Annotated in this window: 27 protein-coding genes and 1 pseudogene; 13 read left to right on the forward strand and 15 right to left on the reverse strand. The window is 72.0% G+C overall.

Annotated features, from left to right (window positions below):
* The first annotated feature begins 86 nt into the window (after nucleotides 1-86).
* Nucleotides 87-419 (forward strand): YnfA family protein, encoded by a 333-nt coding sequence (locus tag D0D15_RS19560; protein ID WP_094004238.1) that lies wholly within the window; start codon nucleotides 87-89, stop codon nucleotides 417-419.
* A gap of 40 nt (nucleotides 420-459) precedes the next feature.
* Nucleotides 460-1,575, forward strand: a complete 1,116-nt coding sequence (locus D0D15_RS19565) for a glycosyltransferase family 9 protein (protein WP_198958149.1) — start codon at nucleotides 460-462, stop codon at nucleotides 1,573-1,575.
* Nucleotides 1,576-1,928: 353 nt separating this feature from the next.
* Here D0D15_RS19565 and D0D15_RS37705 read toward each other — a convergent pair.
* Both D0D15_RS37705 and D0D15_RS19575 read right to left on the reverse strand, forming a co-directional pair.
* Nucleotides 1,929-2,033, reverse strand: a pseudogene (locus tag D0D15_RS37705) (hypothetical protein); the annotation flags it as partial.
* Nucleotides 2,006-2,809, reverse strand: a complete 804-nt coding sequence (locus D0D15_RS19575; protein WP_094004237.1) for an acyl-CoA thioesterase — start codon at nucleotides 2,807-2,809, stop codon at nucleotides 2,006-2,008. The gene D0D15_RS19575 and the pseudogene D0D15_RS37705, both read right to left, overlap by 28 nt.
* Nucleotides 2,810-2,886: 77 nt before the next feature.
* Between D0D15_RS19575 and D0D15_RS19580 the strand changes: the two genes are divergently transcribed.
* Entirely contained in the window at nucleotides 2,887-3,300 is a 414-nt protein-coding gene (locus tag D0D15_RS19580; protein WP_094004236.1) for a DnaJ family domain-containing protein, read from the forward strand.
* Nucleotides 3,301-3,302: 2 nt separating this feature from the next.
* Nucleotides 3,303-4,424 carry an amidohydrolase family protein gene (locus D0D15_RS19585; protein WP_115944639.1) on the forward strand — a complete coding sequence of 374 codons (1,122 nt, stop codon included), beginning with the start codon at nucleotides 3,303-3,305 and terminating at the stop codon, nucleotides 4,422-4,424.
* 461 nt (nucleotides 4,425-4,885) lie between these two features.
* Here D0D15_RS19585 and D0D15_RS19590 read toward each other — a convergent pair whose 3' ends face one another.
* Nucleotides 4,886-5,251: an RNA-binding S4 domain-containing protein gene (locus D0D15_RS19590; RefSeq protein ID WP_020422842.1), complete on the reverse strand. Its 366-nt coding sequence runs from the start codon at nucleotides 5,249-5,251 to the stop codon at nucleotides 4,886-4,888.
* Between the two features lie 2 nt (nucleotides 5,252-5,253).
* Nucleotides 5,254-6,543 carry an MFS transporter gene (locus D0D15_RS19595; RefSeq protein WP_094004234.1) on the reverse strand — a complete coding sequence of 430 codons (1,290 nt, stop codon included), beginning with the start codon at nucleotides 6,541-6,543 and terminating at the stop codon, nucleotides 5,254-5,256.
* A 157-nt stretch (nucleotides 6,544-6,700) separates the two neighbouring features.
* Here D0D15_RS19595 and D0D15_RS19600 point away from each other — a divergent pair, with 157 nt between their 5' ends.
* The gene (locus D0D15_RS19600; RefSeq protein WP_094004233.1) at nucleotides 6,701-6,919 is read left to right on the forward strand and encodes a hypothetical protein; all 219 of its coding nucleotides are present in this window, start codon (nucleotides 6,701-6,703) and stop codon (nucleotides 6,917-6,919) included.
* On the opposite strand, the gene paaE is transcribed toward D0D15_RS19600, so the two are convergent.
* The 6 genes from paaE to paaZ are packed head-to-tail and all read right to left on the reverse strand — an operon-like array spanning nucleotide 6,897 to nucleotide 12,607.
* The gene (gene paaE / locus D0D15_RS19605) at nucleotides 6,897-7,979 is read right to left on the reverse strand and encodes a 1,2-phenylacetyl-CoA epoxidase subunit PaaE (RefSeq protein WP_094004232.1); all 1,083 of its coding nucleotides are present in this window, start codon (nucleotides 7,977-7,979) and stop codon (nucleotides 6,897-6,899) included. The two genes, D0D15_RS19600 and paaE, sit on opposite strands and share 23 nt — an antisense overlap.
* Nucleotide 7,980: 1 nt before the next feature.
* Entirely contained in the window at nucleotides 7,981-8,472 is a 492-nt protein-coding gene (gene paaD, locus D0D15_RS19610) for a 1,2-phenylacetyl-CoA epoxidase subunit PaaD (protein WP_094004231.1), read from the reverse strand.
* Nucleotides 8,466-9,350, reverse strand: a complete 885-nt coding sequence (paaC, locus tag D0D15_RS19615; RefSeq protein ID WP_094004230.1) for a 1,2-phenylacetyl-CoA epoxidase subunit PaaC — start codon at nucleotides 9,348-9,350, stop codon at nucleotides 8,466-8,468. Before paaC ends, paaD begins: the two co-directional genes overlap by 7 nt.
* 7 nt (nucleotides 9,351-9,357) lie before the next feature.
* Nucleotides 9,358-9,645: a 1,2-phenylacetyl-CoA epoxidase subunit PaaB gene (paaB, locus tag D0D15_RS19620; protein ID WP_017984160.1), complete on the reverse strand. Its 288-nt coding sequence runs from the start codon at nucleotides 9,643-9,645 to the stop codon at nucleotides 9,358-9,360.
* A complete protein-coding gene (gene paaA / locus D0D15_RS19625) occupies nucleotides 9,642-10,586 on the reverse strand; it encodes a 1,2-phenylacetyl-CoA epoxidase subunit PaaA (RefSeq protein ID WP_094004229.1) in 945 nt (314 codons plus the stop codon). The genes paaB and paaA overlap by 4 nt, the downstream gene beginning before the upstream one ends.
* Nucleotides 10,586-12,607, reverse strand: coding sequence for a phenylacetic acid degradation bifunctional protein PaaZ (gene paaZ / locus D0D15_RS19630; protein WP_094004228.1), 2,022 nt, complete (start codon nucleotides 12,605-12,607; stop codon nucleotides 10,586-10,588). The genes paaA and paaZ overlap by 1 nt, the downstream gene beginning before the upstream one ends.
* A gap of 82 nt (nucleotides 12,608-12,689) precedes the next feature.
* Here paaZ and D0D15_RS19635 point away from each other — a divergent pair, with 82 nt between their 5' ends.
* The 7 genes from D0D15_RS19635 (at nucleotide 12,690) to D0D15_RS19665 (ending at nucleotide 19,533) form a co-directional block, all read left to right on the forward strand.
* Entirely contained in the window at nucleotides 12,690-13,481 is a 792-nt protein-coding gene (locus tag D0D15_RS19635) for an enoyl-CoA hydratase/isomerase family protein (protein WP_115944640.1), read from the forward strand.
* An 89-nt stretch (nucleotides 13,482-13,570) separates the two neighbouring features.
* Nucleotides 13,571-13,954, forward strand: a complete 384-nt coding sequence (gene paaI / locus D0D15_RS19640) for a hydroxyphenylacetyl-CoA thioesterase PaaI (protein WP_162830612.1) — start codon at nucleotides 13,571-13,573, stop codon at nucleotides 13,952-13,954.
* A gap of 13 nt (nucleotides 13,955-13,967) precedes the next feature.
* Nucleotides 13,968-15,314 carry a phenylacetate--CoA ligase PaaK gene (gene paaK / locus D0D15_RS19645; protein WP_094004225.1) on the forward strand — a complete coding sequence of 449 codons (1,347 nt, stop codon included), beginning with the start codon at nucleotides 13,968-13,970 and terminating at the stop codon, nucleotides 15,312-15,314.
* A gap of 22 nt (nucleotides 15,315-15,336) precedes the next feature.
* Nucleotides 15,337-15,951, forward strand: coding sequence for a TetR/AcrR family transcriptional regulator (locus D0D15_RS19650; RefSeq protein ID WP_094004224.1), 615 nt, complete (start codon nucleotides 15,337-15,339; stop codon nucleotides 15,949-15,951).
* 76 nt (nucleotides 15,952-16,027) lie between these two features.
* On the forward strand, nucleotides 16,028-17,227 hold the full coding sequence (locus D0D15_RS19655; RefSeq protein ID WP_115944641.1) for an MFS transporter: 1,200 nt from the start codon (nucleotides 16,028-16,030) through the stop codon (nucleotides 17,225-17,227).
* 641 nt (nucleotides 17,228-17,868) lie between these two features.
* Nucleotides 17,869-18,276: a hypothetical protein gene (locus D0D15_RS19660; RefSeq protein WP_094004222.1), complete on the forward strand. Its 408-nt coding sequence runs from the start codon at nucleotides 17,869-17,871 to the stop codon at nucleotides 18,274-18,276.
* Nucleotides 18,277-18,342: 66 nt separating this feature from the next.
* Entirely contained in the window at nucleotides 18,343-19,533 is a 1,191-nt protein-coding gene (locus D0D15_RS19665; protein ID WP_094004221.1) for an RtcB family protein, read from the forward strand.
* Here D0D15_RS19665 and D0D15_RS19670 read toward each other — a convergent pair.
* Nucleotides 19,523-19,963: an Lrp/AsnC family transcriptional regulator gene (locus D0D15_RS19670; RefSeq protein ID WP_094004220.1), complete on the reverse strand. Its 441-nt coding sequence runs from the start codon at nucleotides 19,961-19,963 to the stop codon at nucleotides 19,523-19,525. The two genes, D0D15_RS19665 and D0D15_RS19670, sit on opposite strands and share 11 nt — an antisense overlap.
* A gap of 124 nt (nucleotides 19,964-20,087) precedes the next feature.
* Between D0D15_RS19670 and D0D15_RS19675 the strand changes: the two genes are divergently transcribed.
* Nucleotides 20,088-20,630: an RBBP9/YdeN family alpha/beta hydrolase gene (locus D0D15_RS19675; RefSeq protein WP_094004219.1), complete on the forward strand. Its 543-nt coding sequence runs from the start codon at nucleotides 20,088-20,090 to the stop codon at nucleotides 20,628-20,630.
* Between the two features lies 1 nt (nucleotide 20,631).
* Here the strand turns inward: D0D15_RS19675 and D0D15_RS19680 are convergent, their stop codons facing one another.
* The 4 genes from D0D15_RS19680 to D0D15_RS19695 all read right to left on the reverse strand — a co-directional run bounded on the left by D0D15_RS19680 (nucleotide 20,632) and on the right by D0D15_RS19695 (nucleotide 22,902).
* Nucleotides 20,632-21,192 carry a DUF4865 family protein gene (locus D0D15_RS19680; protein WP_094004218.1) on the reverse strand — a complete coding sequence of 187 codons (561 nt, stop codon included), beginning with the start codon at nucleotides 21,190-21,192 and terminating at the stop codon, nucleotides 20,632-20,634.
* Between the two features lie 14 nt (nucleotides 21,193-21,206).
* Complete coding sequence (locus tag D0D15_RS19685; protein WP_094004265.1) at nucleotides 21,207-21,923, reverse strand: class I SAM-dependent methyltransferase; 717 nt, start codon at nucleotides 21,921-21,923, stop codon at nucleotides 21,207-21,209.
* A gap of 43 nt (nucleotides 21,924-21,966) precedes the next feature.
* Nucleotides 21,967-22,347 carry a hypothetical protein gene (locus D0D15_RS35995; RefSeq protein ID WP_158224398.1) on the reverse strand — a complete coding sequence of 127 codons (381 nt, stop codon included), beginning with the start codon at nucleotides 22,345-22,347 and terminating at the stop codon, nucleotides 21,967-21,969.
* 78 nt (nucleotides 22,348-22,425) lie between these two features.
* Nucleotides 22,426-22,902, reverse strand: coding sequence for a MarR family winged helix-turn-helix transcriptional regulator (locus D0D15_RS19695; protein WP_094004216.1), 477 nt, complete (start codon nucleotides 22,900-22,902; stop codon nucleotides 22,426-22,428).
* Nucleotides 22,903-22,938: the final 36 nt, after the last annotated feature.

Consider the following 22,938-nt stretch of genomic DNA (forward strand, 5'->3'; position numbering starts at 1 on the left):
GTGAGCGTGCCGCGCGGACACCCGCCCCGCGCGGCACGCTCACCAGCCATCCCCCGCCGGCCGGACACCCCAACTAGGGTCGGGGCGTGCTGATTCTGCGCTCGATCGCGTTGTTCGTGCTCGCGGCGCTCGCCGAGATCGGTGGGGCCTGGCTCGTCTGGCAGGGCGTCCGGGAGCACCGCGGCTGGATCTGGGCCGGGGCGGGCGTCATCGCGCTCGGGCTGTACGGCTTCGTCGCCACCCTGCAGCCGGACGCCCACTTCGGCCGCATCCTCGCCGCCTACGGGGGTGTGTTCGTCGCCGGGTCGCTGGCCTGGGGCATGGTCGCCGACGGGTACCGGCCCGACCGGTTCGACGTCCTCGGCGCGCTCATCTGCCTCGCGGGGGTCGCGGTCATCATGTACGCCCCGCGCGGCTGAACACCGTTTCACCGGCCGCGCCCGGGGTAGTGGCACCGGTGTGGGGCACGTCGTGGCGCTGCGAGCGCTCAAACTCGGCGACTTCCTCGTGACCGTCCCGGCGCTGAAAGCGACCCGCCGCGCCTGGCCGCACCACGAGATCATGTTCGCGACCTCCGGCTGGCTCGGTCCGCTCGTCGAGCTGACCGGCTGCGTCGACACCGTGCTACCCACTCACGGCATGGCCCCGCTCGACCGCCGCGCCCACCACCCGGACGTCGCGATCAACCTGCACGGCACCGGCCCGCACAGCAACACCGTGCTCGACGCCCTCCACCCCGGCCGCCGCATCGGCCACAGTGGACACGGCTGGCCCGGTCCAGTGTGGATCGACGACCTCCACGAACGCGTCCGCTGGTGCCGTCTGCTCACCGAACACGGCATCCCCGCCGACCCGGGCGACCTCCACCTGCCTCCGCCCACGCGCGCCAGTCAGGCACCGGGCGCGATCGTTGTCCATCCCGGCGCCGCCTTCGGCAGCAAACGCTGGCCCGTCGACCGGTTCGCCACCGTCGCCCGTGCCCTTCGCGCGGCCGGGCACCGCGTGGTGATCACCGGTACCGCGTCCGAACGGGACCTCGCCGCCACTCTCGCGGCGCCGGTGGACCGCCTCGCGGGACGGACGGACCTGCTCGGTCTGGCCGCACTCGTCGCCGAGGCCCGGCTGGTGATCTCCGGCGACACGGGCATCGCGCACCTCGCCTACGCCTTCGGCACTCCGTCGGTCACGTTGTTCGGGCCCGTCCCGGCCCGGCACTGGGGACCGCCACCCGGCCCGCACCGCACGCTGTCAGCCGACGAGCTGCGCCGCGGGGACCCGTTCGCGCCCGATCCGGACCCCGCGTTGCTGCAGGTCCAGCCCGCCGACGTGCTCGCCGCGGCCGCCGAACTGGTTTGCGCACCAGCGGAAGTGGTAGCCGAGAGCGGACGAAGGGAGGCGACCGTGCCGGACGACAAGCACGACGAGCTGGCCGAGTCGAAGCAGGCACTGGCCGAGGCGAAGGAGGCGGCGCGCGCCGCGAACCTCACGCGGCCCCACGAGCAGGCCGAGCAGGAGGGCGCCCCGACCGAACACCCACCCCACCAGGAGGACGACGACCACTTCTCCCCGTCCTGAGGGGCGAGCTGTGCTGGTTGGGGCCGCGGCCGCCTTGGCGGCGGGTCAGGCCCATGGGCGCGGCCGCCGCACGTGGAGCGCACTGGGACCGCCTCGGCAAGGGTCAGGCCCGCCAGCGGGGCCCTATCGCACTGACGGCAGCGAGGCCGCCCGCCGCGGCGCTGCCCCTTGGCGGCTGGTCGGGCACCCCGCGGTGCCGCCCTTGACGGCCCTCGCCCACTCCGGCGAGCAGCACCTCCGGCGGCCCGTACGGGCGCGGCGGCGGCGTGAACACGGGCGTCATCACCGTGTGCGTGTCCGCAGCGCCAGCACAACCGCCCGCCGGAGAGTTCCTGCAGGTCGTTCGCGGTCTGGGCGACCGTCCTCGGGTTGCGTGCGAACGCCACCGCGATCGCCGTGCCCAGCGAGATCCGCGCCGTGGCGCCGGACGCTACCGCCTGCGGTTCCGGAACAGGCACTCCTGCGCGAGGCTCGCCAGCAGCACCCCGTCCCGCGTGCGCACGGTGCCGGTGTACCAGCCGCGGCCGCCCGCGACGCTCTGCGGCACCAGGTCCATGTGCACCCAGTCGTCGAGCCGGCCCGGCCGGTGGAACCACACCGCGTGGTCCAGGCTCGACGACGCGGACGCCTCTTCGTTGCCGAACGCCGCGACCCCCGACGAGATGTCCGACAGGTAGGTCAGGACACAGGCGTGGATCAGCGGGTCGTCGGGCAGGTCGAGCCGGCAGCGCGCCCAGAAACGCGTCGGCCACTGGCGGTCCGGGTAGGGCTGCGGCGGCAGCGCGCCCTGCATCGAGAACAGCCGCGGCATGCCGCCGCTGGGCAGCTGCTCCGGGTCGCCCTCGGGCCGCTCGGGGTGGGCCTCGCGGTCGACGCCCTCCTCCCGGCGGTGGAAGGACGCCGACATGTTGAAGATGACCTCGCCGTTCTGCACCGCGACGACCCGGCGGGCGGAGTAGCTACCGCCGTCACGGTCGCGGTCGACGTGGAAGATCGTCGGCCGGGTCGCGTCACCCGGCCGCAGGAAGTAGCCGTGCAGCGAGTGCGGCAACCGGTCCGCGTCCACGGTGCGGCCTGCCGCGGCGAGGGCCTGCGCCGCGACCTGACCGCCGTAGAGCGGCAGGGGGTCGTCGAACACGAGGTTGGCGCGGTAGAGGTCGCGGTCGATCTCCTCGAGGTCGAGCAGGTCGGCCAGGGTGGGCTCGTCCACCGCTTTCTCACTGACGGCGTGCATTACCGCACGGTAATACAGGAAGTGCGTCCAGGCAGGCAGGCGGTGGTAGACAGGTATCACAACGGGAGGAGGCGTCCGTGACCGAGCGCAAGCCCCCTGACGTCAGCTTCGAGACCTGGGTGGAAAAGCAGATCCGCGAGGCCGCCGAGCGTGGCGAGTTCGAGAACCTGCCCGGTGCGGGGAAGCCGTTGGCGTGGCTGAAGAAGCCGCACGACGAGAACGCGTGGCTGCGGGAGAAGCTGGCGCGGGAGAACATCACCTACCTCCCGCCGTCGCTGGCCCTGCGCAAGGAGGCGGCGCAGGCCAGGGCGGCGGCGGGCGCGGCGGATTCGGAAGCCGAGGTGCGGCGGATCCTCACCGAGATCAACGAGCGGATCGTCGCCGCGATCCGGCGCCCGCCGCCGGGGCCGCCGCTGAACCTGGCGCCGTTCGACGTGGAGCACATCGTCGCCGAGTGGCGTGCGGGCCACGCCTCGAGCGGGGGACACTGATCATGAACGCGCTCGCCGAGCACGTCGCCGCGGTGCCGCTGGTGGACCACCACGTGCACGGCGCGTTCACGGTCGAGCTGGAGCGGGCCGAGTTCGAGGGCCACCTCAACGAGGGCTCCCCCGATCCGATCCCGCCGTGGATGACGCAGTTCGACTCGCAGCTGGGCTTCGCGGTGCGGCGGTGGTGCGCCCCGGTGCTCGACCTCCACGCGCACGCCCCCGCCGACGAGTACTGGCAGCGGCGCGCCGAGCTGGGCGTCGAGGAGGTGACCCGGCGGTTCCTCGGGGGCGCCGGGGTGAGCGACTGGATCGTCGACACCGGGTACGCCACCAGCTCGCTGCTCGGGCTGGAGGGCATGGAGTCGGCCTCCGGCGGGCGGACGCACGAGGTGGTGCGGCTCGAGGCGCTGGCCGAGGAGCTGGCGCTGGAGAACGTGTCCGGGCGCGACTACGCCGACGCGTTCACCGCCCGGCTGGCCGCGCGGGCGGAGAACGCCGTGGGGGCCAAGTCGATCCTCGCCTACCGCACGGGTTTCGACATCGACCTGACCCCGCCGTCGCCGGCCGAGGTGACGCTGGCGGCCGGCCGCTGGCTGGACACCGCGGGCGACGAGCCGCGGCTGGACGACGAGGTGCTGATCCGGTTCGGCCTGCACGCGGCGATCGCGCGGGGCCTGCCGCTGCAGCTGCACACCGGGATCGGCGACCGGGACCTCGACCTGCACCGCGTCAACCCGCTGCACCTGCTGGACTTCCTGCGCGCGACGCCGGACGTGCCGGTCCTGCTGCTGCACTGCTATCCATACCACCGCGAGGCCGGGTACCTGGCGCAGGCGTTTCCGAACGTGCACTTCGACGTGGGGCTGGGCATCAACCACACCGGGGTGCGCAGCGTGGCGGTGGTGGCGGAGTCGTTCGAGCTGGCGCCGTTCGCGAAGCAGCTGTACTCGTCGGACGCATGGGGGCCGCCGGAGCTGCACTACCTGGGCGCGCTGCTGTGGCGCCGCGCGGTGGCCACCACGTTCGGCCGGTGGGTCGCCGAGGGCGACTGGTCGGAGGCCGACGCGCGACGCGTGGCGACCATGATCGCGCGCGACAACGCGCGGCGGGTCTACCGGCTCTGACCGCGGCGCGGGGTGCGGCGTCGGGCGGGCAGCACGCTCCCCCGCGCGACGGGTTGCCGCCCCGGCGGCACGCCCCCGGCGGGTTGCCGCCCCGGACGGGGGCACGCTCTCGGTGCGCCTCCGGTGGAGGCGCCGGGGTGCGTCAGCACCGGCCAGCCGCCCCGCCGGCGCGGGGCACGACCGCAGGCGCCACTCGTGCCTGCCCGTGCAGGCGGCGGTCCCGCTTCGCGCGCGTCACCGGCACCAGCGCCACCGGCGCGGACGGCACGGTGCGTCGGCGCTGCCTACGGCATCGCCACCGGCCGGCCGGGCCAGGCGCGCGCGGATTTCCCGGCCGGGGCCACCCAGCACCTACCGCCCAGGCGTCAGCGGCTCGGCCAGCCCAGGCGCCAGCCGACCGGGCCAGGCCGAGCGCCAGCCGGCCAGGTCAGGCCCGCGGCGGTCCAGTCGCTTGCTCAGGCCTACCAGCCCTGGCCGCGCAGCCGGTCCAGCAGGCGGCGGTCCCGCTTCGTGGGGCGGCCCGCTCCGCGTTCGCGGCGGGCTACTGGGGTCAGTGCCTCCGGTGGGGGCGCCGGGGTGCGGTCGATGTAGCACGTCGCCGCGTCGGGGGCTCCCACTCGCTTTTCGATGACCCGCACGACCTCCACGATCCGCGTCCGGTCATGCACCCTGGCCCGCACCGTGTCGCCGGGGTGCACGCCCGTCGCGGGCTTCGCTGGGCGGTCGTTCACCCGCACGTGCCCGCCGCGGCACGCCGCGGCCGCGTCCGATCGGGTCTTGGTCAGCCGGACCGCCCACAGCCAGCGGTCCACGCGCGTGGACTCCATGGTCATCCATCTTGCCTCGCCGGCGCCTTCACCGGCAGGATCGCCGCCAGGCCGGCCGCCAGGATCAGCACGATCCCCGCCATGCCGGCCCGCTGGCTGTCGAAGATCGCGATGAACCCGCTGAACGCCAGCGGCCCCAGGAAACTCACCGCGCGGCCAGTCGTCGCGTACAGGCCGAACGCCTCACCCTCGCGCTCCGGCTCCACGATCCGCGCCAGGAACGTCCGGCTCGCCGCCTGCGCCGGGCCCAGGAACACCGACAACGCCAGCCCGCACACCCAGAACGTCGCCTTGCCGGGCAGCGCGGTCAGCGCGACCCCGATGATCACCAGCGCGATCAGCGACACCACGATCACCGTCTTCGGGCCGAGGCGGTCGTCCAGCCGTCCCCCGCTGACGGCGCCGATCCCCGCGGTCACGTTCGCCACGATCGCGAACAACACGACCTCGGTCTGGCTGAACCCGAACGTCCCGGCCGCGATCACGCCCCCGAAGGTGAAGATCGCGGTCAGCCCGTCCCGGTAGACGGCGCTCGCGGCGAGGAACCACAGCGTCCGCCGGTCGGTTCGCCACAGGTGCGCCAGCCGCTTGGCGAGCACCTTGTAGCCGGAGAAGAAGTTGCCCCGCGCCTGTCCGCGCAACGGCGGGTTCTCCGGCACGAACAACAGCACCGGCAACGCGAACACCAGGAACCACACCGCGACGAACAACGCCACCGCGCGGATGTTCAGGCCGTCCTCGGAGGTGACGCCGAACAACCCGACGTCCGGCTGCACGAACGCGAACAACACCACCGCCAGCGCGATGACGCTGCCGAAGTAGCCCATGCCCCAGCCGAACCCGGACACCCGGCCCATCGTCTTCGGCGTGGACACCTGCACGAGCATCGCGTTGTAGTTGACCTCGGCGAACTCGAAGAACACGCTGCCGACCGCGAGCAGGACCAGCCCGGCCAGGAGGTACGACGGTTCGTCCTCGACGAAGAACAGCCCGGCGGTGCAGGCGATCGCGACGGCGCTGTGGATCCCCAGCCACAGCTTGCGCCGCCCGCCGACGTCGCTGCGCTGCCCGGTCACCGGGGCCAGCAGCGCGACCGCGACCCCGGCGATCGTCAACGCGACGCCAAGCGCTTGCGATCCGCTCTCCGTGTCGGCGGCGACACCGTCGGTGAGGTAGACGCTGAAGACGAACGTGAGGATGACGGCGCTGAACGCGGACGCTCCCCAGTCCCAGAACGCCCAGCTCAGCACGGCTTTCCGGGCACCTGGCGCGGCGTTGGTGGTGGCGGTCACGGCATGATTGTCCACGAGCCGGATGAACCGCTCCGCCCGGCCGGGTGAACGGCGTCACCAACGCCAACTGGCAAATGTTGACAAGCTCACGACCGGTAACCCGGACCCCTCCCCCGGCGATACCAGGGGTATCCGGAAGATCGCGGGAGGGTTCGCAGTGGGTTTCGGCCAGTCCAAGACACCGGTCACCGACCGTCCGGTCTGGCTCGTCCTGACGGCGGTGTTCGCGGTGACCGCGGCGGTGCAGGCCTACCTGGCGCTCGCCATGGGGGTGTGGTTGTCCGGCGTGCTGGCGGTCGTGCTCGCGATCGCCGCGGCGGGGTCGTTCGCCGCCGCGGCGAAGGCGACGCCGATCACACGTCGAAGTCGACCGTGAGCTCGTCCGACACCGGCAGCGACTGACAGGTCAGCACGAACCCGTCGGCGACCTCGCTCTCCTCGAGCGCGAAGTTGCGGCGCATGTCCACCGCCCCGGCGGTCACCTTGGCGCGGCACGTGCCGCACACGCCGCCCTTGCACGCGAACGGCAGGTCCGGCCGCGCGCGCTGGGCGCTGTCGAGCACCGGCACGTCCCGCGGCACGGTGATCGTGGTGGACCGTCCGTCCAGGACGATCGTCGCCTGGCTGACGATGCCGTCGAGCGGTTTCTCCTCGTGCCGCACCGGCTCCGGCGGCACGTCGTCCACGTAGAACAGTTCCTGGTGGATCCGTTCCGCGGGCACCCCGGCCGAGCGCAGCCGGTCCTGGGCGACCGTGACCATGCCGAACGGGCCGCACAGCCACCAGTGGCCGACCGCCGAGACGTCCGGGATCAGCGCCAGCAGCGCCGTCAGCTTCTCGCCGTCGAGCCGCCCGGTGAACAGCTCCGCCTCGCGGGGTTCGCGGGAGAGCACGTGCACCAGTTCGAGCCGGTCCGGGTAGCGGTCCTTGAGGTCGGCCAGCTCGTCGGCGAACATCACGGTGTCCGTGCGGCGGTTGCCGTACAGCACGGTGACCGTCGCCGCCGGGTCGCGCAGCACCGTCGCCGCGATCGACAGCACCGGCGTGATGCCCGATCCGGCCGCGATCAGCACGTGGTGCTCGGGCACCGACAGGTCCGGCGTGAAGTTCCCGGTCGGCGTGCCGACCTCGATCTCGTCGCCGGGCCGCACCTGGCGCACCAGCCACGTCGAGAACAGCCCGTCCGGCACCTCACGCACCCCGATGCGCGGCTTGCTGCCTTCGGCCGCGCAGATCGAGTACGACCGGCGTTCCTCGCGCCCGTCGATCGTCCGCCGCAGCGTCAGCGACTGGCCGGCGCGGAACGCGTAGGCCTCCGCCAGCTCGGGCGGCACGTCGAAGGTGACCGCGACGGCGTCGTCGCACAGGCGCGTCACCTCGGCCACGGTCAGCGTGTGGAAGTCGCCCCGCAGCCTGGACTTGGTGCTCGCGGTCACCTCAGATCTCCTTGACGTGCTCGAAGGGTTCGTCGCAGGACCGGCAGCGCCGCAACGACTTGCACGCGGTGGCCCCGAACTCCGACACCAGCTCGGTGTCCGCCGACCCGCACCGCGGGCAGGACACCCGCCGCACCGGCGGGCTCAGCGTCAGCGGGACCGGCCCGGACGGCCGCCGCGGCGCGCTGCCCGGGGGCGCGATACCCGCCTCAGCCAACGCCCGGCGGCCCCGCTCGCTGATCCAGTCGGTGCTCCAGGCCGGCTGCAGCACCGTGCGGACCTCGACGCGCGAGTACCCGGCGCCCTGCAACGCGTGCACCAGGTCGTCGCGCATGGTGTCCATCGCCGGGCAGCCGGTGTAGGTGGGCGTGATCGACACGGTCACCGCACCGTCCGATTCGGACACCTCGCGCAGCACGCCGAGGTCGGCCAGGGTCAGCATGGGCAGCTCGGGATCGCGGACGGTCTCCGCGACGGCGCGGGCGCTCACCATCTCGCCTCCGGATGGGCGCGGGCGACGCTCTGCAGCTCGGCCAGCAGGTAACCCATGGCCTCGGTGTGCCGGCCACCCCGTCCGGTCTGCCCGTTCACCCCGGCCTTCGCGGCGGCGTCCGGCCGGTCCAGCGAACCGGCGGCGAACACCTGCGCCAGCACGTCGTGGAACTCCGCGCGCACCTCCGCGGGGTCCACGGCGACACCGGCGGCGGCCAGGCGGGACTCGGTCTCGTGCGGCACGAACAGCTCGTCCACGTACGGCCAGACCTGTGCCAGCCCGGCCTGCATGCGCTCGTGCGAGAACGCCGTGCCGTCGCCGAGCCGCACGGCCCACTGGGCGGCGTAGTCGCGGTGGTAGGTCAGCTCCTTGACGCCCTTGTCGGCGATCGCGGCGAGCACCGGGTCCACCGACTCACGCAGCCGCTGGAACAACGCCAGCCGCCAGGTGGAGAACACCAGCAGCACCGCGATGAGCTGCCCGAAGTCGCCGCGCTCCAGCTCGGCGAGCCGGACGTTGCGGAACTCGTGCTCGTCGCGGAAGAACGCGTAGTCGTCCTCGCCGCGATCGGTCCCGTCGGCCTTGCCGGCGCGGGCGAGCAGCAGCCGGGCCTGGCCGAGCAGGTCGAGGCCGATGTTGGCGATCGCGACCTCGTCCTCCAGTTCGGGCGCGCGCGTGCACCACTGCTGCAGCCGGTGCGAGAACACCAGCGCGTCGTCGCCCAGCATCAGGCAGTACCGCGCCAGGTCCTCACCGTCCACACCGGACGGTACCGAGGTGTCCACCCCGGCGAGCGGCTCTTCGAACCCGGTGCCGAACGCCCACCGCGAGTCGTCGTGAGCGTCGATCAGTGCCTCGTAGGCGTTGTCAAAGGACATGGTCAGCTCACATGTGGGGGACGTTGTCGGGGATGTCGTAGAAGGTGGGGTGCCGGTACACCTTGTCGCCGGACGGCGCGAAGAACGGGTCCTTCTCGTCCGGGCTGGACGCGGTGATGTCGGCCGCCTTGACCACCCAGATGCTCACGCCCTCGTTGCGCCGCGTGTAGAGGTCACGCGCGTTGTGCAGGGCCATCTGGTCGTCGGCCGCGCGCAGCGACCCGACGTGCACGTGGTTGAGGCCTCGCTTGCCGCGCACGAACACCTCGTACAGCGGCCACTCGCTCTTGCTCACTTCGCCTCCGCCATCTTGCGCGCGTGCGCGGCCGCGGCCTCGCGGACCCACGCGCCGTCCTCGTGCGCCTGCCGCCGCCGCGCCAGCCGCTCGGCGTTGCACGGGCCGTTGCCTGCCACGACCTGCTTCATCTCGTCCCAGTCCACCGGGCCGAAGTCGTAGTGCCCGCGCTCGGCGTTCCACTTCAGATCCGGGTCGGGCAGGGTCACGCCGAGCGCCTCGGCCTGCGGCACCGTCATGTCCACGAACCGCTGGCGCAGCTCGTCGTTGGTGTGCCGCTTGATCTTCCACGCCATCGACTGCGCGGTGTTGGCCGATTCGGCGTCCGGCGGGCCGAACATCATCAGCGACGGCCACCAGAACCGGTTCACCGCGTCCTGCACCATGTCCCGCTGCGCCTGGGTGCCCTTCATCATCGTCATCAGCAGCTCGTAGGCCTGACGCTGGTGGAACGACTCCTCCTTGCAGATCCGGATCATCGCCCGGGCGTACGGCCCGTACGACGACCGGCACAGCGGCACCTGGTTGCAGATCGCGGCGCCGTCGACCAGCCAGCCGATCGCGCCGACGTCGGCGAACGTCAGCGTCGGGTAGTTGAAGATCGACGAATACTTCTGCCGGCCGCTGATCAGCTTCTCAGTCAGGTCCGCGCGGTCGGCGCCCAGCGTCTCCGCCGCCGAGTACAGGTAGAGCCCGTGCCCGGCCTCGTCCTGCACCTTGGCGAGCAGGATCGCCTTGCGCCGCAACGACGGCGCGCGGGTGATCCAGTTGCCCTCCGGCTGCATCCCGATGATCTCGGAGTGCGCGTGCTGCGCGATCTGCCGGATCATCGTCTTGCGGTAGCCCTCCGGCACCCAGTCCCGCGGCTCGATCCGCTGGTCCTTCTCGATGGTGTGCTCGAAGTGCTGTTCGAGGTCCTTCTCGGACAACGTGGCGGTCATCAGTTCTCCTTCGCAACCAGCGTCAGCACGTCGTACTTGGCGACGGACTCCGAGTTCTGGTTGGTCACGTCGGCGTCCCAGCGCACCTCGCCGTAGTCGGCGTTCTCGCGCGGGGTGATCTGCTTGGCGGTCAGGGTCACGGTCAGCTCGTCACCGGGCTTGACCGGGGTCAGGAAGCGCAGGTTCTCCAGGCCGTAGTTGGCCAGCACCGGGCCGGGCTCCGGCGAGACGAACAGGCCGGCGGCGAACGACACGACCAGGTAGCCGTGCGCCACGATGCCGCCGAACAGCGGGTTCGCGGCTGCCGCCTCGGGGTCGGTGTGCGCGTAGAAGGTGTCGCCGGTGAACTCGGCGAAGTGGTCCACGTCCTCCTGCGTCACCGTGCGCGGACCGGCGACCACGGAGTCGCCGATCTTCAGCTCCGCCAGGGACTTCCGGAACGGGTGCACGTCGTCTGTGTTGCGCGGCGCGCCCTCGACCCAGCGGCCGGTGACCGCGGTGAGCACCTTCGGGCTGCCCTGCACGGCGGTGCGCTGCATGTGGTGCAGCACGCCGCGGATGCCGCCCATCTCCTCGCCGCCACCGGCGCGGCCCGGGCCACCGTGCACCAGGCCCGGCATCGGCGAACCGTGTCCGGTGGACTCCTTCGCGTCGTCGGCGTCGAGCACCAGCAGGCGGCCGTGCCACGGCGCGACACCGAGGACGACCTCGCGCGCGAACTGCGCGTCGCCGGTCACGACCGACCCGGCGAGGCTGCCCTGGCCGCGGGCGGCGTAGCCGACGACCTGCTCGACCGAGGTGTAGGGCATCAGCGTGGAGACCGGGCCGAAGGCCTCGACCTCGTGCGGCTCGGCGCGCTCGGGGTCGCCCTTGAGCAGCACCGGGGAGATGAACGCGCCGCGCTCGGCATCGGCGTCGACCACCTCGACCCGCTCGGGGTCGCCGAACACGATGCTGGAGGCGTCCTGCAGGGCCTTCAGCGAGCGGCGGACCTCCTCGCGCTGCTCCAGGCTGGCCAGCGCGCCCATCCGGACACCCTCGGACGCCGGGTTGCCGATCCTGACCTTCGCCAGGCGCTCGGCGGCGGCCTCGGCGACATCGTCGAGCAGCTCCGCGGGCACGAACGCGCGCCGGATCGCGGTGCACTTCTGGCCTGCCTTGACGGTCATCTCGGTGACCAGCTGCTTGACGTAGAGGTCGAACTCGGCCGTGCCGGGCTTGGCGTCCGGGCCGAGGATCGAGCAGTTGAGCGAGTCGGCCTCGGCGTTGAACCGGACGGCCTGGCGGACGATGACCGGATGGGTGCGCAGCTTCTGCGCGGTGGAGGCCGACCCGGTGAACGACACCAGATCCTGCTCGGTGAGGTGGTCCAGCAGGTCACCGGCGCTGCCGGAGATCAGCTGCAGCGTGCCCTCCGGGATCAGGCCGGATTCGATGATCAGCTCGACGATCCGCTCGGTCAGGTAGGCGGTCTGGCTGGCCGGCTTCACCAGGCTCGGCACGCCCGCGAGGAACGCCGGGGCGAACTTCTCCAGCGGGCCCCACACCGGGAAGTTGAACGCGTTGATCTGCACCGCGACGCCGCGCAGCGGGGTGGCGATGTGCTGGCCGAGGAACGTGCCGCCCTTGCTCAGCGGCTCCACGTTGCCGTCGACGTACACGGTGTCGTTGGGCAGCTCGCGCTTGCCCTTGCTGGAGTAGGCGAACAGCACGCCGATGCCGCCGTCGACGTCGAACTTGGAATCGCCGAGCGTGGCGCCCGTCTTCGCGGACAGCTCGTACAGCTCGTCGCGGTGTTCGCGCAGGTGGGAGGCCACGGCCTTGAGCAGCGCGGCCCGCTGGTGGAAGGTCAGCTCCCGCAGGGCGGGCCCGCCGACGCGGCGGCCGTGGTCGAGCGCGGCGGCCATGTCGATGCCGGCGGTGGAGATCCGTGCGACCTCGGCGCCGGTGACCGCGTCGTGCAGGGCTGCACCCTCGCCCTCCCCGGTCCGCCAGCCGCCGCTGACGTAGCTGCGCAGCATCCTCGTCGACTGCTGGGCCATCGTTCCTCGCTTCCCCGGATTTACCAACCGAACGTTCAGGAAGTCATGGTAGCGTCTCGGCATGGCTGACGAAAGCACCAGCGACGTTGTTTCCGTTTCCCGCGAAGGCGCCGTGGCCACCGTGACCCTGCTCCGGCCGGCGCTCACCAGCGAGCTGAAGACCGAGCTGCGGGACGCGCTCGAACTCCTGTCCGCGGACGAGACGGTCCGCGCGGTCGTGCTCACCGGCACCGGCCGGGCGTTCTGCGTGGGCCAGGACCTGGCCGAGCACGCCGACGCGCTGCGGGCCGACCCGGCGACGGCGTTCGCCACCATCGACGAGCACTACAACCCGATCGTCACCGCGCTGGCGACCATGCCGAAACCGGTGGTCGCGGCCATCAACGGCACGTGCGTCGGCGCCGGGCTCGGGTTCGCCCTCGCCTGCGACCTGCGGGTCACCGCGGACACCGCGAAGTTCGGCACCGCGTTCACCGGCATCGGCCTGACCTGCGACTCCGGGCTGTCCGCCACGCTCGCGCGCGCGGTCGGCGCCGCCAGGGCGAGCGAACTCGTCCTGCTCGGTGAGACGTTCACCGCCGCGCAGGCCGCCGAGTGGGGCATTGCCGGACGGATCGTCCCCGCCGAGGAGGTCTCCTCGACCGCCGCCGAGCTGGCCGCCCGGCCTGCCGCGGGCCCGACGCTCGCCTACGCCGAGGCCAAGCGCGCCCTGGCCGCGTCCTGGGGCGCGCCGCTGCCGGACGTCCTGCGGCTGGAGGGCGAAGCGCAGGCGCGGCTGGGGCTCACCGGCGACCACCGCGGCGCGGTCGAAGCCTTCCTGAGCAAGTCGAAGCCGGTGTTCCAGGGGTCTTGACAGTGCCACGGCGAGACGCACATTATTAACCGTCCATTCGGTCAGTAACGATGGAAGGCAGTGCTGCCGTGTCCCAAGCCGCGCAGGCGATGTTCGCCGACGACGTCGCGTCGAAGTCGCTCGGCATCGAACTCGTCGAAGCGGACGGTGGCCGGGCGGTCGCCCGCATGACGGTCACCGAGCAGATGGTCAACGGGCACGCGATCGCCCACGGCGGCTACATCTTCCTGCTGGCCGACACCACGTTCGCGTGCGCGTGCAACAGCCACGGCCCGGTGACGGTGGCGGCGGGCGCCGAGATCTCGTTCGTCGCCAGCGCCCGCCTCGGTGACCGGCTGGTCGCCACGGCCGAGGAACGCACGCGCTACGGGCGCAACGGCATCTACGACGTCACGGTGCACCGCGAGACCGGCACCGGTCGCGAGGTGATCGCCGAATTCCGCGGCCGCAGCCGCACGATCGGGAAGAACTGAGGAGCCGGTCCCCATGACGACCATGCACAGCGACGTGCCCCACGCGAAGCGTCTCGGCACCGCGCCGGCGCCGGACGACCTGACCGCCGCCGAGCGGATGAGCGTCGACGAGCTGCGCGCCACCCAGCTGGAGCGTCTGCAGTGGACACTCCGGCACGCCTACCGGAACGTGCCGTTCTACCGCCGCAAGTTCGACGAGGCCGGGGTGCACCCGGACGACTGCCGCGAGCTGGCCGACCTGGCGAAGTTCCCCTGCACCACCAAGCACGACCTGCGCGACAACTACCCGTTCGGCATGTTCGCCGTGCCGCAGGAGCAGGTGCGCCGCATCCACGCCTCCAGCGGCACCACCGGCAAACCGACCGTCGTCGGGTACACCGAAGCCGACATCGACACCTGGGCGACGGTGATGGCCCGCTCGATCTACGCGGCGGGCGGCCGTCCCGGGCACAAGGTGCACGTGGCCTACGGCTACGGCCTGTTCACCGGCGGGCTCGGCGCGCACTACGGCGTCGAGAAGCTGGGCTGCACCGCGATCCCCGCGTCCGGGGGCATGACCGCGCGGCAGGTGCAGATCATCACCGACTTCCGGCCCGAGGTCATCATGGTGACCCCGTCCTACATGCTGACGCTGATGGACGAGTTCGAACGGCAGGGCCTCGACCCGGCGAAGTCCTCGCTGCGGGTGGGCATCTTCGGCGCGGAGCCGTGGACCGAGCAGATGCGGCGCGAGATCGAGCAGCGGATGGACCTGCACGCCGTGGACATCTACGGCCTGTCCGAGGTGATGGGTCCCGGCGTGGCGCAGGAGTGCGTGGAGACCAAGGACGGCCTGCACATCTGGGAGGACCACTTCTACCCCGAGGTGGTCGACCCGGTCGAGGGCACCGTGCTGGCCGAGGGCGAGACCGGTGAGCTCCTGTTCACCTCGCTCACCAAGCAGGCGATGCCGGTGATCCGCTACCGCACGCGGGACCTGACCGCGCTGCGCCCGGGCACCGCGCGCCCGGCGTTCCGGCGCATGGACAAGGTGACCGGCCGCAGCGACGACATGATCATCCTGCGCGGGATCAACGTGTTCCCCACGCAGATCGAGGAGATCGTGCTCGCCACCGCGGGCCTGGCGCCGCACTTCCAGCTCAAGCTGACCAAACAGGACCGGATGGACCACCTCACCGTCCTGGTCGAGGCGCGGCACGACACCCCGGCCGACCGCCGTCGCGGTGCCGCGGCGGAGATCGCCGCGCGGGTCAAGGACGGCGTCGGGGTCAGCGTCGGCGTCGAGGTGCTCGACCCGGACACGCTGGAACGGTCGATGGGCAAGCTGCGCCGCGTGATCGACCAGCGGCCGCCGGCCTGAGACCGGTTGGGATACTGGGGCCATGACGACCGCACCCCCGGCCCGGCCCGCCCGGCGCGGCAGGCCGGGCTACGACCTGGAGTCCCTGCTGGCGGTCGCGGTCAAGCTGTTCAACGAGCGCGGCTACGACGGCACCAGCATGGAGGACCTGTCGCGCAAGCTCGGCATCACGAAGTCCGCCATCTACCACCACGTGCCGAGCAAGCAGGAGCTGTTGCGGCTGGCGGTGAACCGCGCGCTGGACGGGTTGTTCGAGATCGTGGCCGAACTGGATTCGGTCGACGGGCGCGCGGTCGACCGGCTGGAGTACCTGGTGCGGGGCAGCGTGCGGGTGCTGGTCGACCGGCTGCCGTTCGTGACGCTGCTGCTGCGGGTGCGCGGCAACACCAAGGTGGAGCGGGACGCGCTGGCCCGTCGCCGCGAGTTCGACCACATCGTGTCCGAGCTGGTCACCAAGGCCGTGGACGAGGGCGACCTGCGGCCGGACATCGACCCGCCCACCGCGGCGCGGTTGCTGTTCGGCATGGTCAACTCGCTGATCGAGTGGTACCGGCCGCGCGGCGGGCAGAGCGGGGAGCAGCTGGCGGAGACGGTGGCGGCGGTCGCGTTCGACGGGTTGCGCATCCGGTCCGCTTAGGACTCCGATGCCGGGTTTCCCGGGTGAACGGCCTCACACCGGGAATGCCGGGGGTGCTCGCGGTGTCGGCACTGTCATGCCGGAAGACCGCAACCTGCGGCTGATCATGGTGGTGCTCGCGTTCTCGTGCGGCACCACGGTGGCGAACCTGTACTACGCCCAGCCGCTGCTGGCCGGGATCGCGACCGCGTTCGGCGTGAGCCAGGGCAGTGCCGCGCTGGTGGTGACGCTGACCCAGCTCGGGTACGCGGCCGGGCTCGCATTGCTGATGCCGCTGGGCGATCTGGTGGAGAACCGGGCGCTGGCCTCGCGGACGCTGGTGTTCACCGCGCTGGCGCTGGTGGTCACGGCGGTGGCGCCGGTGTTCGGGGTGTTCCTGGCGGCGTCGGTGCTGATCGGGGTGACCTCGGTGGTGGCGCAGATCCTCATCCCGTTCGCCGCGCACCTCGCGCCTGAGGAGCAGCGCGGCCGGTTCGTCGGCACCGTGATGACCGGGCTGCTGCTGGGGATCCTGCTGGCGCGGACGCTGTCCAGCCTGGTCGCCGGGGCGTTCGGGTGGCGCACGATCTACTTCGTGTCGGCGGTGCTGATGCTGGTGGTGGCGGTCGCGGTGCGCCGGATGCTGCCGCACCGCCGGCCTTCGCACGACGCGGGTTACCGGCGGCTGATGGGTTCGATTCTGACGCTGGCCCGGGAGGAACCGGCGCTGCGGCGGCGGGCGGTGTGCCAGGCGCTGATGTTCGGGGCGTTCTCGGCGTTCTGGACGTCGGTGGCGTTCGAGCTGGTCGGACGGCACGGGCTGTCCCAGACCGAGGTGGGTGTCTTCGCGCTCGTCGGAGCGGCGGGCGCGGCGGCCGCACCCCTGGCCGGCCGGCTGGGCGACCGGGGCCACGGCCGGATCGGCAGCGGGGTGGCGCTGGGGCTGGCCGCGGTGGCGATGGTGGTGGCCTGGCTCGGGGCGGGTTCGCTGGTGGCGCTGGCGCTGGCCGGGGTCGTGCTGGACCTCGCGGTGCAGGGCCACCAGGTGCTGAGCCAGCGGGAGATCTACGGCCTGCGGGCGGACGCGCGAGCCCGCATCAACACGGTGTTCATGACGACGATCTTCGTGGGCGGCGCGGTGGCATCGGCACTGGCGGGGAGTTTGTACGACGCTTTCGGCTGGGCCGGGCCCAGTCTCTTCGGCGCCGTGCTGCCGATGATCGGGCTGGCCATTTGGGCAACAGCAACGACGCGCCAAGCAACACAAGAGAAGCTGGGTGGTCATCCCGTCGCCTGACACCGGAACGATCACCTTGAGCCAGGGCCGCAACCCTCGCTGGGTGGTGAGATGACATGCCAACCTTGCGGCCCTGGCTCAAGGTGATATGCACAAACCGGAAGGCGACGGGATGACCGCCCGGCGACCACCCCGTCAAGGTGAGACGAGGGGCTTTTCCGTCATCCCGGAGCCTGCCCGTCCGGCGAGGACATCTTTTGATCTTTTCCTGCGCTTCGCGCAGGGTCAAAGGCGCCTACGGCGCCTAACGGTCACCTTGGGTGACCTCCCCCGCCCCCTCACCTCGAGTGTGTATTGGTCGCCGAGCAGCGGCGTCAAGGCGGGAAAGAGTACCTTGACCCCGCTGATCGGCGACCAAAAGCGGGCTGTGGATCGGGGGCGGGGGAGGTCTGGGGCGTAGTCGGTCAACTTGCGTTGCCGGGCGGCGGTTTGCTGGGCTGCCGCGCGGGCAGGCGAGTGCCGGGCCACTGCCGTTGCCGGGCGCCGGTTTGCAGGGCTGCCGCGCGGCCTGTGGCGAGGTCGGTTCCGTTGCGTTGCCGGCCGGCGGTTCGGGTGCGTATCTTCCTGGTGCCGTCCCGTTCCTAGATCATCTGTGCTTCACTTCCCGTGACCATCCGGGCACGAAGAAGGGAACTCCTGGGGTGACGACCTGGCGCGATCTCGCGACGTTCATCCGGCAGCAGTACAAGGTGATCCGGGACGAACCGGACGAACTGCGCATCCGGGTGCGTTTCCAATCCGATCCCGAGGAGGAAGAGCGCACCCAGATCGTCGTCATCGCCCGGGAGGTTCTCGATCGGCGGGACGAGTGGATCCAGATCGCGACCCCGTTCGCGCGGGTGGACGAAGTGGACGTGGTCGGGGTCCTCGCCGAGGTGGGGCACACCACCGTCGTGGGCGGGGTGGTCGTCATGGGCGAGTACCTGGTGCTGCGGCACTCCCTCCCGCTGGCGAACCTCGACATCAACGAGTTCGTCGACCCGCTCGCGCTGGTCACCAGCTCCGCCGAGCTGCTCGAGGAACAACTCACCGGGCGCGACGACTACTGAAATCCGGTTGCTCCGGGACCTTTCGCGGGTAACCCTGTGGATCCACTCCAGCGAAAGGATCTTCGGATGTTCACCGCCGTCGAGGGCGCCCGCGTGCCGATCCGCATGTGGGCCGACCCGGCGACCGTCGAGGACGCCGCGATGCGTCAGCTGCACAACGTCGCCAACCTGCCGTGGGTGCACGGTCTGGCCGTCATGCCGGACGTGCACTACGGCAAGGGCGCGACGGTCGGCAGCGTGATCGCCATGCGGGACGCGGTCTCCCCCGCCGCGGTGGGCGTGGACATCGGCTGCGGCATGAGCGCGGTCCGCACCTCGCTGACCGCCGACGACCTGCCCGACGACCTCGGCCGGCTGCGGCGCCGCATCGAGGACGCCGTTCCGGTCGGCTTCGCCATGCACCGCACCCCGGTCGACCCCGCCCGCGTGCCCGGCACCGGCGGCTGGAACGAGTTCTGGCAGGCGTTCGGGCACCTGCACACCGGCGTGCAGAACCTGCGCGACCGGGCGCGGGCGCAGATCGGCAGCCTCGGCGGCGGCAACCACTTCATCGAGGTCTGCCTCGAGCAGGGCGGCCCGGACGCCGGCCGCGTGTGGCTGATGCTGCACTCGGGCTCGCGCGGGATCGGCAACGAGCTGGCCAAGCGGCACATCGACATCGCCCGCAAGCTGCCGCACAACGCGGACCTGCCCGACCGCGACCTGGCCGTGTTCGTCGCCGGCACCCCGGAGATGGAGGCGTACCGGCGCGACCTGTTCTGGGCGCAGGAGTACGCGGCCCGCAACCGCGCCACCATGGTCGCGCTCGTGCAGCAGGCGGTGGCCGACACGGTGCCCGGCGTGCGGTTCGACGAGCCGATCTCGTGCCACCACAACTACGTCGCCGAGGAGACCTACGACGGCGTGGAGGTGCTGGTCACCCGCAAGGGCGCGATCCGCGCCGGCTCGGGTGACCTCGGGATCATCCCGGGCAGCATGGGCACCGGCTCCTACATCGTGCGCGGCCTCGGCAACGAGACCTCGTTCCACTCGGCGTCGCACGGCGCCGGGCGGCGCATGTCGCGGACCAAGGCCCGCAAGACGTTCACCGCGGCCGACCTCGCCGCCCAGACCAGCGGCGTGGAGTGCCGCAAGGACGAGGGCGTGGTCGACGAGATCCCGGCCGCCTACAAGGACATCGACTCGGTGATCCGGGCGCAGACCGACCTGGTGGAAGTCGTCGCGCACCTCAAGCAGGTGGTGTGCGTCAAGGGGTAGGCAGCGGCTTCGGCGGGTAGCTGCGCAACACGAGCGACGTGGTGACCGGCCCGAAGCGGGCCAGCGAGTCCACGACCTGCTCGAGCCGTTCGGCGTGCGTGCAGTGCACGTCGAACAGCAGGCAGTCCTCGCCGGTCACCCGGACCGTCGAGACGACGTCGGGGATCCGCTCGGCGAGGGCGAGCGCCTTCGCCAGCCGGGCGTGCGTGGTGCGCAACCGGACGACGGCGTGGATGTTCGACCCGACCGCGGCCGGGTCGACGACGGCGCGGTAGCCGAGGATGACGCCGCTCTTCTCCAGGCGCTGGATGCGCGCGGCGGCCGCCGGCTGGGACAGCCCCACCCGGCGGCCCACCTCGGCGCCGCTGAGCCGGCCGTCGGCCTGCAGCAACTCCAGGATCGCGCGGTCGATCTCGTCGAGTGATTCCATCGTTGTCGCCGCCACTTCCCTTGAGATCGCTTGCCACGCCCGTCACGCACAGCTGGTCCATTCACAATCCCCTCGGGCAGCGCCCGCGAGGGGCGGGCGCCACGAATGGAAGTGGCGGTGGACGTTGGTCGCGTACGTCATCATCCCCGGCATCGACGGATCGGACGAGAAGCACTGGCAGACCGCGTGGGAGGCGCGGTGGGGCGCCTCGGCCGTCCGGATCGCCCCGGCCTCCTGGGCCGAGCCGGACCTCGCGGACTGGGTGGCCGCGATCGGGGCCGCCCATACGGCCGCGGTGCGCCGCGACGACCGGGTTGTGCTGGTGGCGCACAGTCTCGGCTGCTGGGCGGCCGCCGAGTGGCTGGTCTCGGCACCACCGCACGGCGTCGCCGCCTTCCTGGTCGCACCACCGGATCCGCGGGGACCGGCGTTCCCCCGCCAGGCCGCGCCGGCGTTCGCAGACCTGCGGGCCCGGCCACTGCCCTGCCCCGGCCTGGTCGTCGCGAGCGACGACGACCCCTACTGCGACCCGGCGGCGTCCGCCGCGCTCGCCGACGCGTGGCGGGTCCCCCGGCGCGTACTCGCCGGGCACGGCCACCTCAACTCCGGCAGCGGCCTCGGCGAGTGGACGGCCGGCCTGGACCTCCTCGCCGAGGTCGCCGGCTGAGCTACCACTGCCGTCCCACGCGGACGGCGGCCAGTTCCGGCACCGACAGGTGCAGCACCTCGTACCGCTCGGTGGCCTCGCCGTCATCCTCGCCGAGGATGAACCGCGCCAGCTGCCAGTGGTGCGGGTCCAGCGCGAGCGCCACGCTGTGCACGCCGGACTCACGAGCGATCACGGACGCCCCGGCGAGTGCCTCTTCTACAGCGCTCGCCGGGTCGCCGTCCGGGATCGGCGTGATGAGACGGGAAGCCCGCCGCGGGACCGCGTCGAACACCGGGCCGCGCTCGAACGCCAGGCCCGTCCAGTGCCGCACCACCGGGCGGCCGAAATCCCGCACGATGTTGTGGAAACCGCCGCCACCGGCCAGGAACTCCGCCATCCGGCCGGTGTCGCGCCACAGGTAGAACGGCGCGTACTGGTTCGGGCTCTCCCGGACGAGGTACGCCTTCAGGCCGAGCCCCGCGCGGTCGTCCAGCGCGTGCCCGCGGTCGGCCACCCGCTTGCGGATGATGCCCATGTCGTAGTCGGCCGGCAGGCTGATCTCGTACTGCGTGGCGTACACCCGCGCGAGTGTACCTACTGGTATGTACGGAGCACGTAGCCGGTGTACTGGTACTCCGCGCCGTGCTCGCGCCGCATGGCGATCTCCCGCCGCGCCGCGGCGACCGCCTCGGCCATCGCCGGGTCACTGGTGTCGGCGGCGTCGGCGCGGGCTTCCAGGTGGTCGTAGAACTCGTCGAACCAGTCGCTGTCCGGCTGCGGCAGCACCGCGTCCACCCGGTAGCCGGCCGCTTCCGCCGCGGCGGTGTTCTGCGCGGTCGTCCGCAGTGGATACTGCGCGTCCCAGAACTCCCGGACCGCCGCGGACGGCTCGCCGGTGGACCATTCGCATTCGGTGAGCACGAGCGTGCCGCCCGGCTTGAGCAGCCGCTTCCACGTGCGCAGCGCGGTGTCGAACCCGAGGACGAACACCGCGCTCTCGGCCCACAGGAGGTCGAACGTGCCGTCCGGGAACGGCGACTCGGCCATCGAGGCGTTGACGGTCTCCACGTCGAGCCCCTCGGCCGCCCGGGCGAGGTCGTCGAGGAACGGCTGGTGGGTGTCGAGGCCGGTCACCCGGGCACCGGCCTTCGCCAGCAGCAGCGCGGACCGGCCGGGGCCGCACCCGAGGTCGAGCACGCGGGGCCGCTCGGGCAGCGGCGCGGCGAGTTCGAGGAGGCGGAGGGTGGTGGCGTCCGACCCCGGCCCCTGCCGCGGCAGGCCGTGGAACAACGCGAAGAACGCTTCGGTCACGTGCGGCAGCCTCACGTCCGCCGCGGGGTGGCGCAACCGGATTTCACCCGGCCAGGTCGACCTCGGCGACGAGCACACCGTGGTGGTCCTGCAGATCGACGCACCAGGTGCGGGCGAGGCAGTCGAGGATGTGCAGCGGGAGCCGCAGCGCCGCGTGACCGGGCAGGGTGCCGCAGCGCAGCTCGCGGATCTCGGCCCGCAGGCTCACGCCCTCGGCGTACCGCAACCGGACGGTGAACGGCGGGTGGGCGTGGCGGCAGGCGAGACTGGCGAGGGTGTCGACGACGACGAGCGCCCGCGCGACCGCTTCCTCGTCCTCCCCGCCCAGAAGCTCGCGGAGGTGCCGCCGGAGCCCGGCGAGGTGGGGCGCGCCCAGCAGGGGCACGCCGCTGGTTCTGTCGCAGATCTGGGCTGAATCCGGCAAGACGGTCCTCCGCTGTTCGTTCAACGGGCATGGAGCGTCGTTGTACCCCGATCAAGAGAACGCGAAACCTGCTCGTCGTCAGCGGACCAGATCCGGTGCCGCGTCGGCGATCCGCTGCCGCATCGGGCGCTCACGCAAGGCCTCGATCGCCTCGTCGACCAGCCGGCTGAGCGGGTAGGCGAGCCCGGCTTCGAAATCCTTCGCCGCCGCGGAGGTCGCCGCCCACTCCGCGTCCAGCACCGGCAGCAGGTCCGCCGCCTTGGGCGTCAGGTGGACGATGCGGTGACGGGCGTCCGCACCCGGGCTCAGCGTCACCAGCTCCGCCTTCACCATCTGCGCGACCGTCTGGCTCGCCGCCGAATGGGTGACGCCGATGGCGGCGGCCAGGTCCCGGATCGGCTGCGGGCCGGCGGCCAGCGTCCGGATGACGGGCGCGAACCGCGGCCGGAACCAGTCCAGCCCGAGGTCGGCGTAGATGGCGGCGACGTCGCCGTCCAGCAGCTCCAACAGGTGCCGCAGCCGGGTGGCGAGCAGTTCGGAGCCGGGAATTGTCACAGCGCTAATATAACAGCACTGTTGCATCTGGAGGGA

The sequence above is a fragment of the Amycolatopsis thermalba genome, from assembly GCF_003385215.1.
Taxonomy (GTDB): Bacteria; Actinomycetota; Actinomycetes; order Mycobacteriales; family Pseudonocardiaceae; genus Amycolatopsis_E; species Amycolatopsis_E thermalba.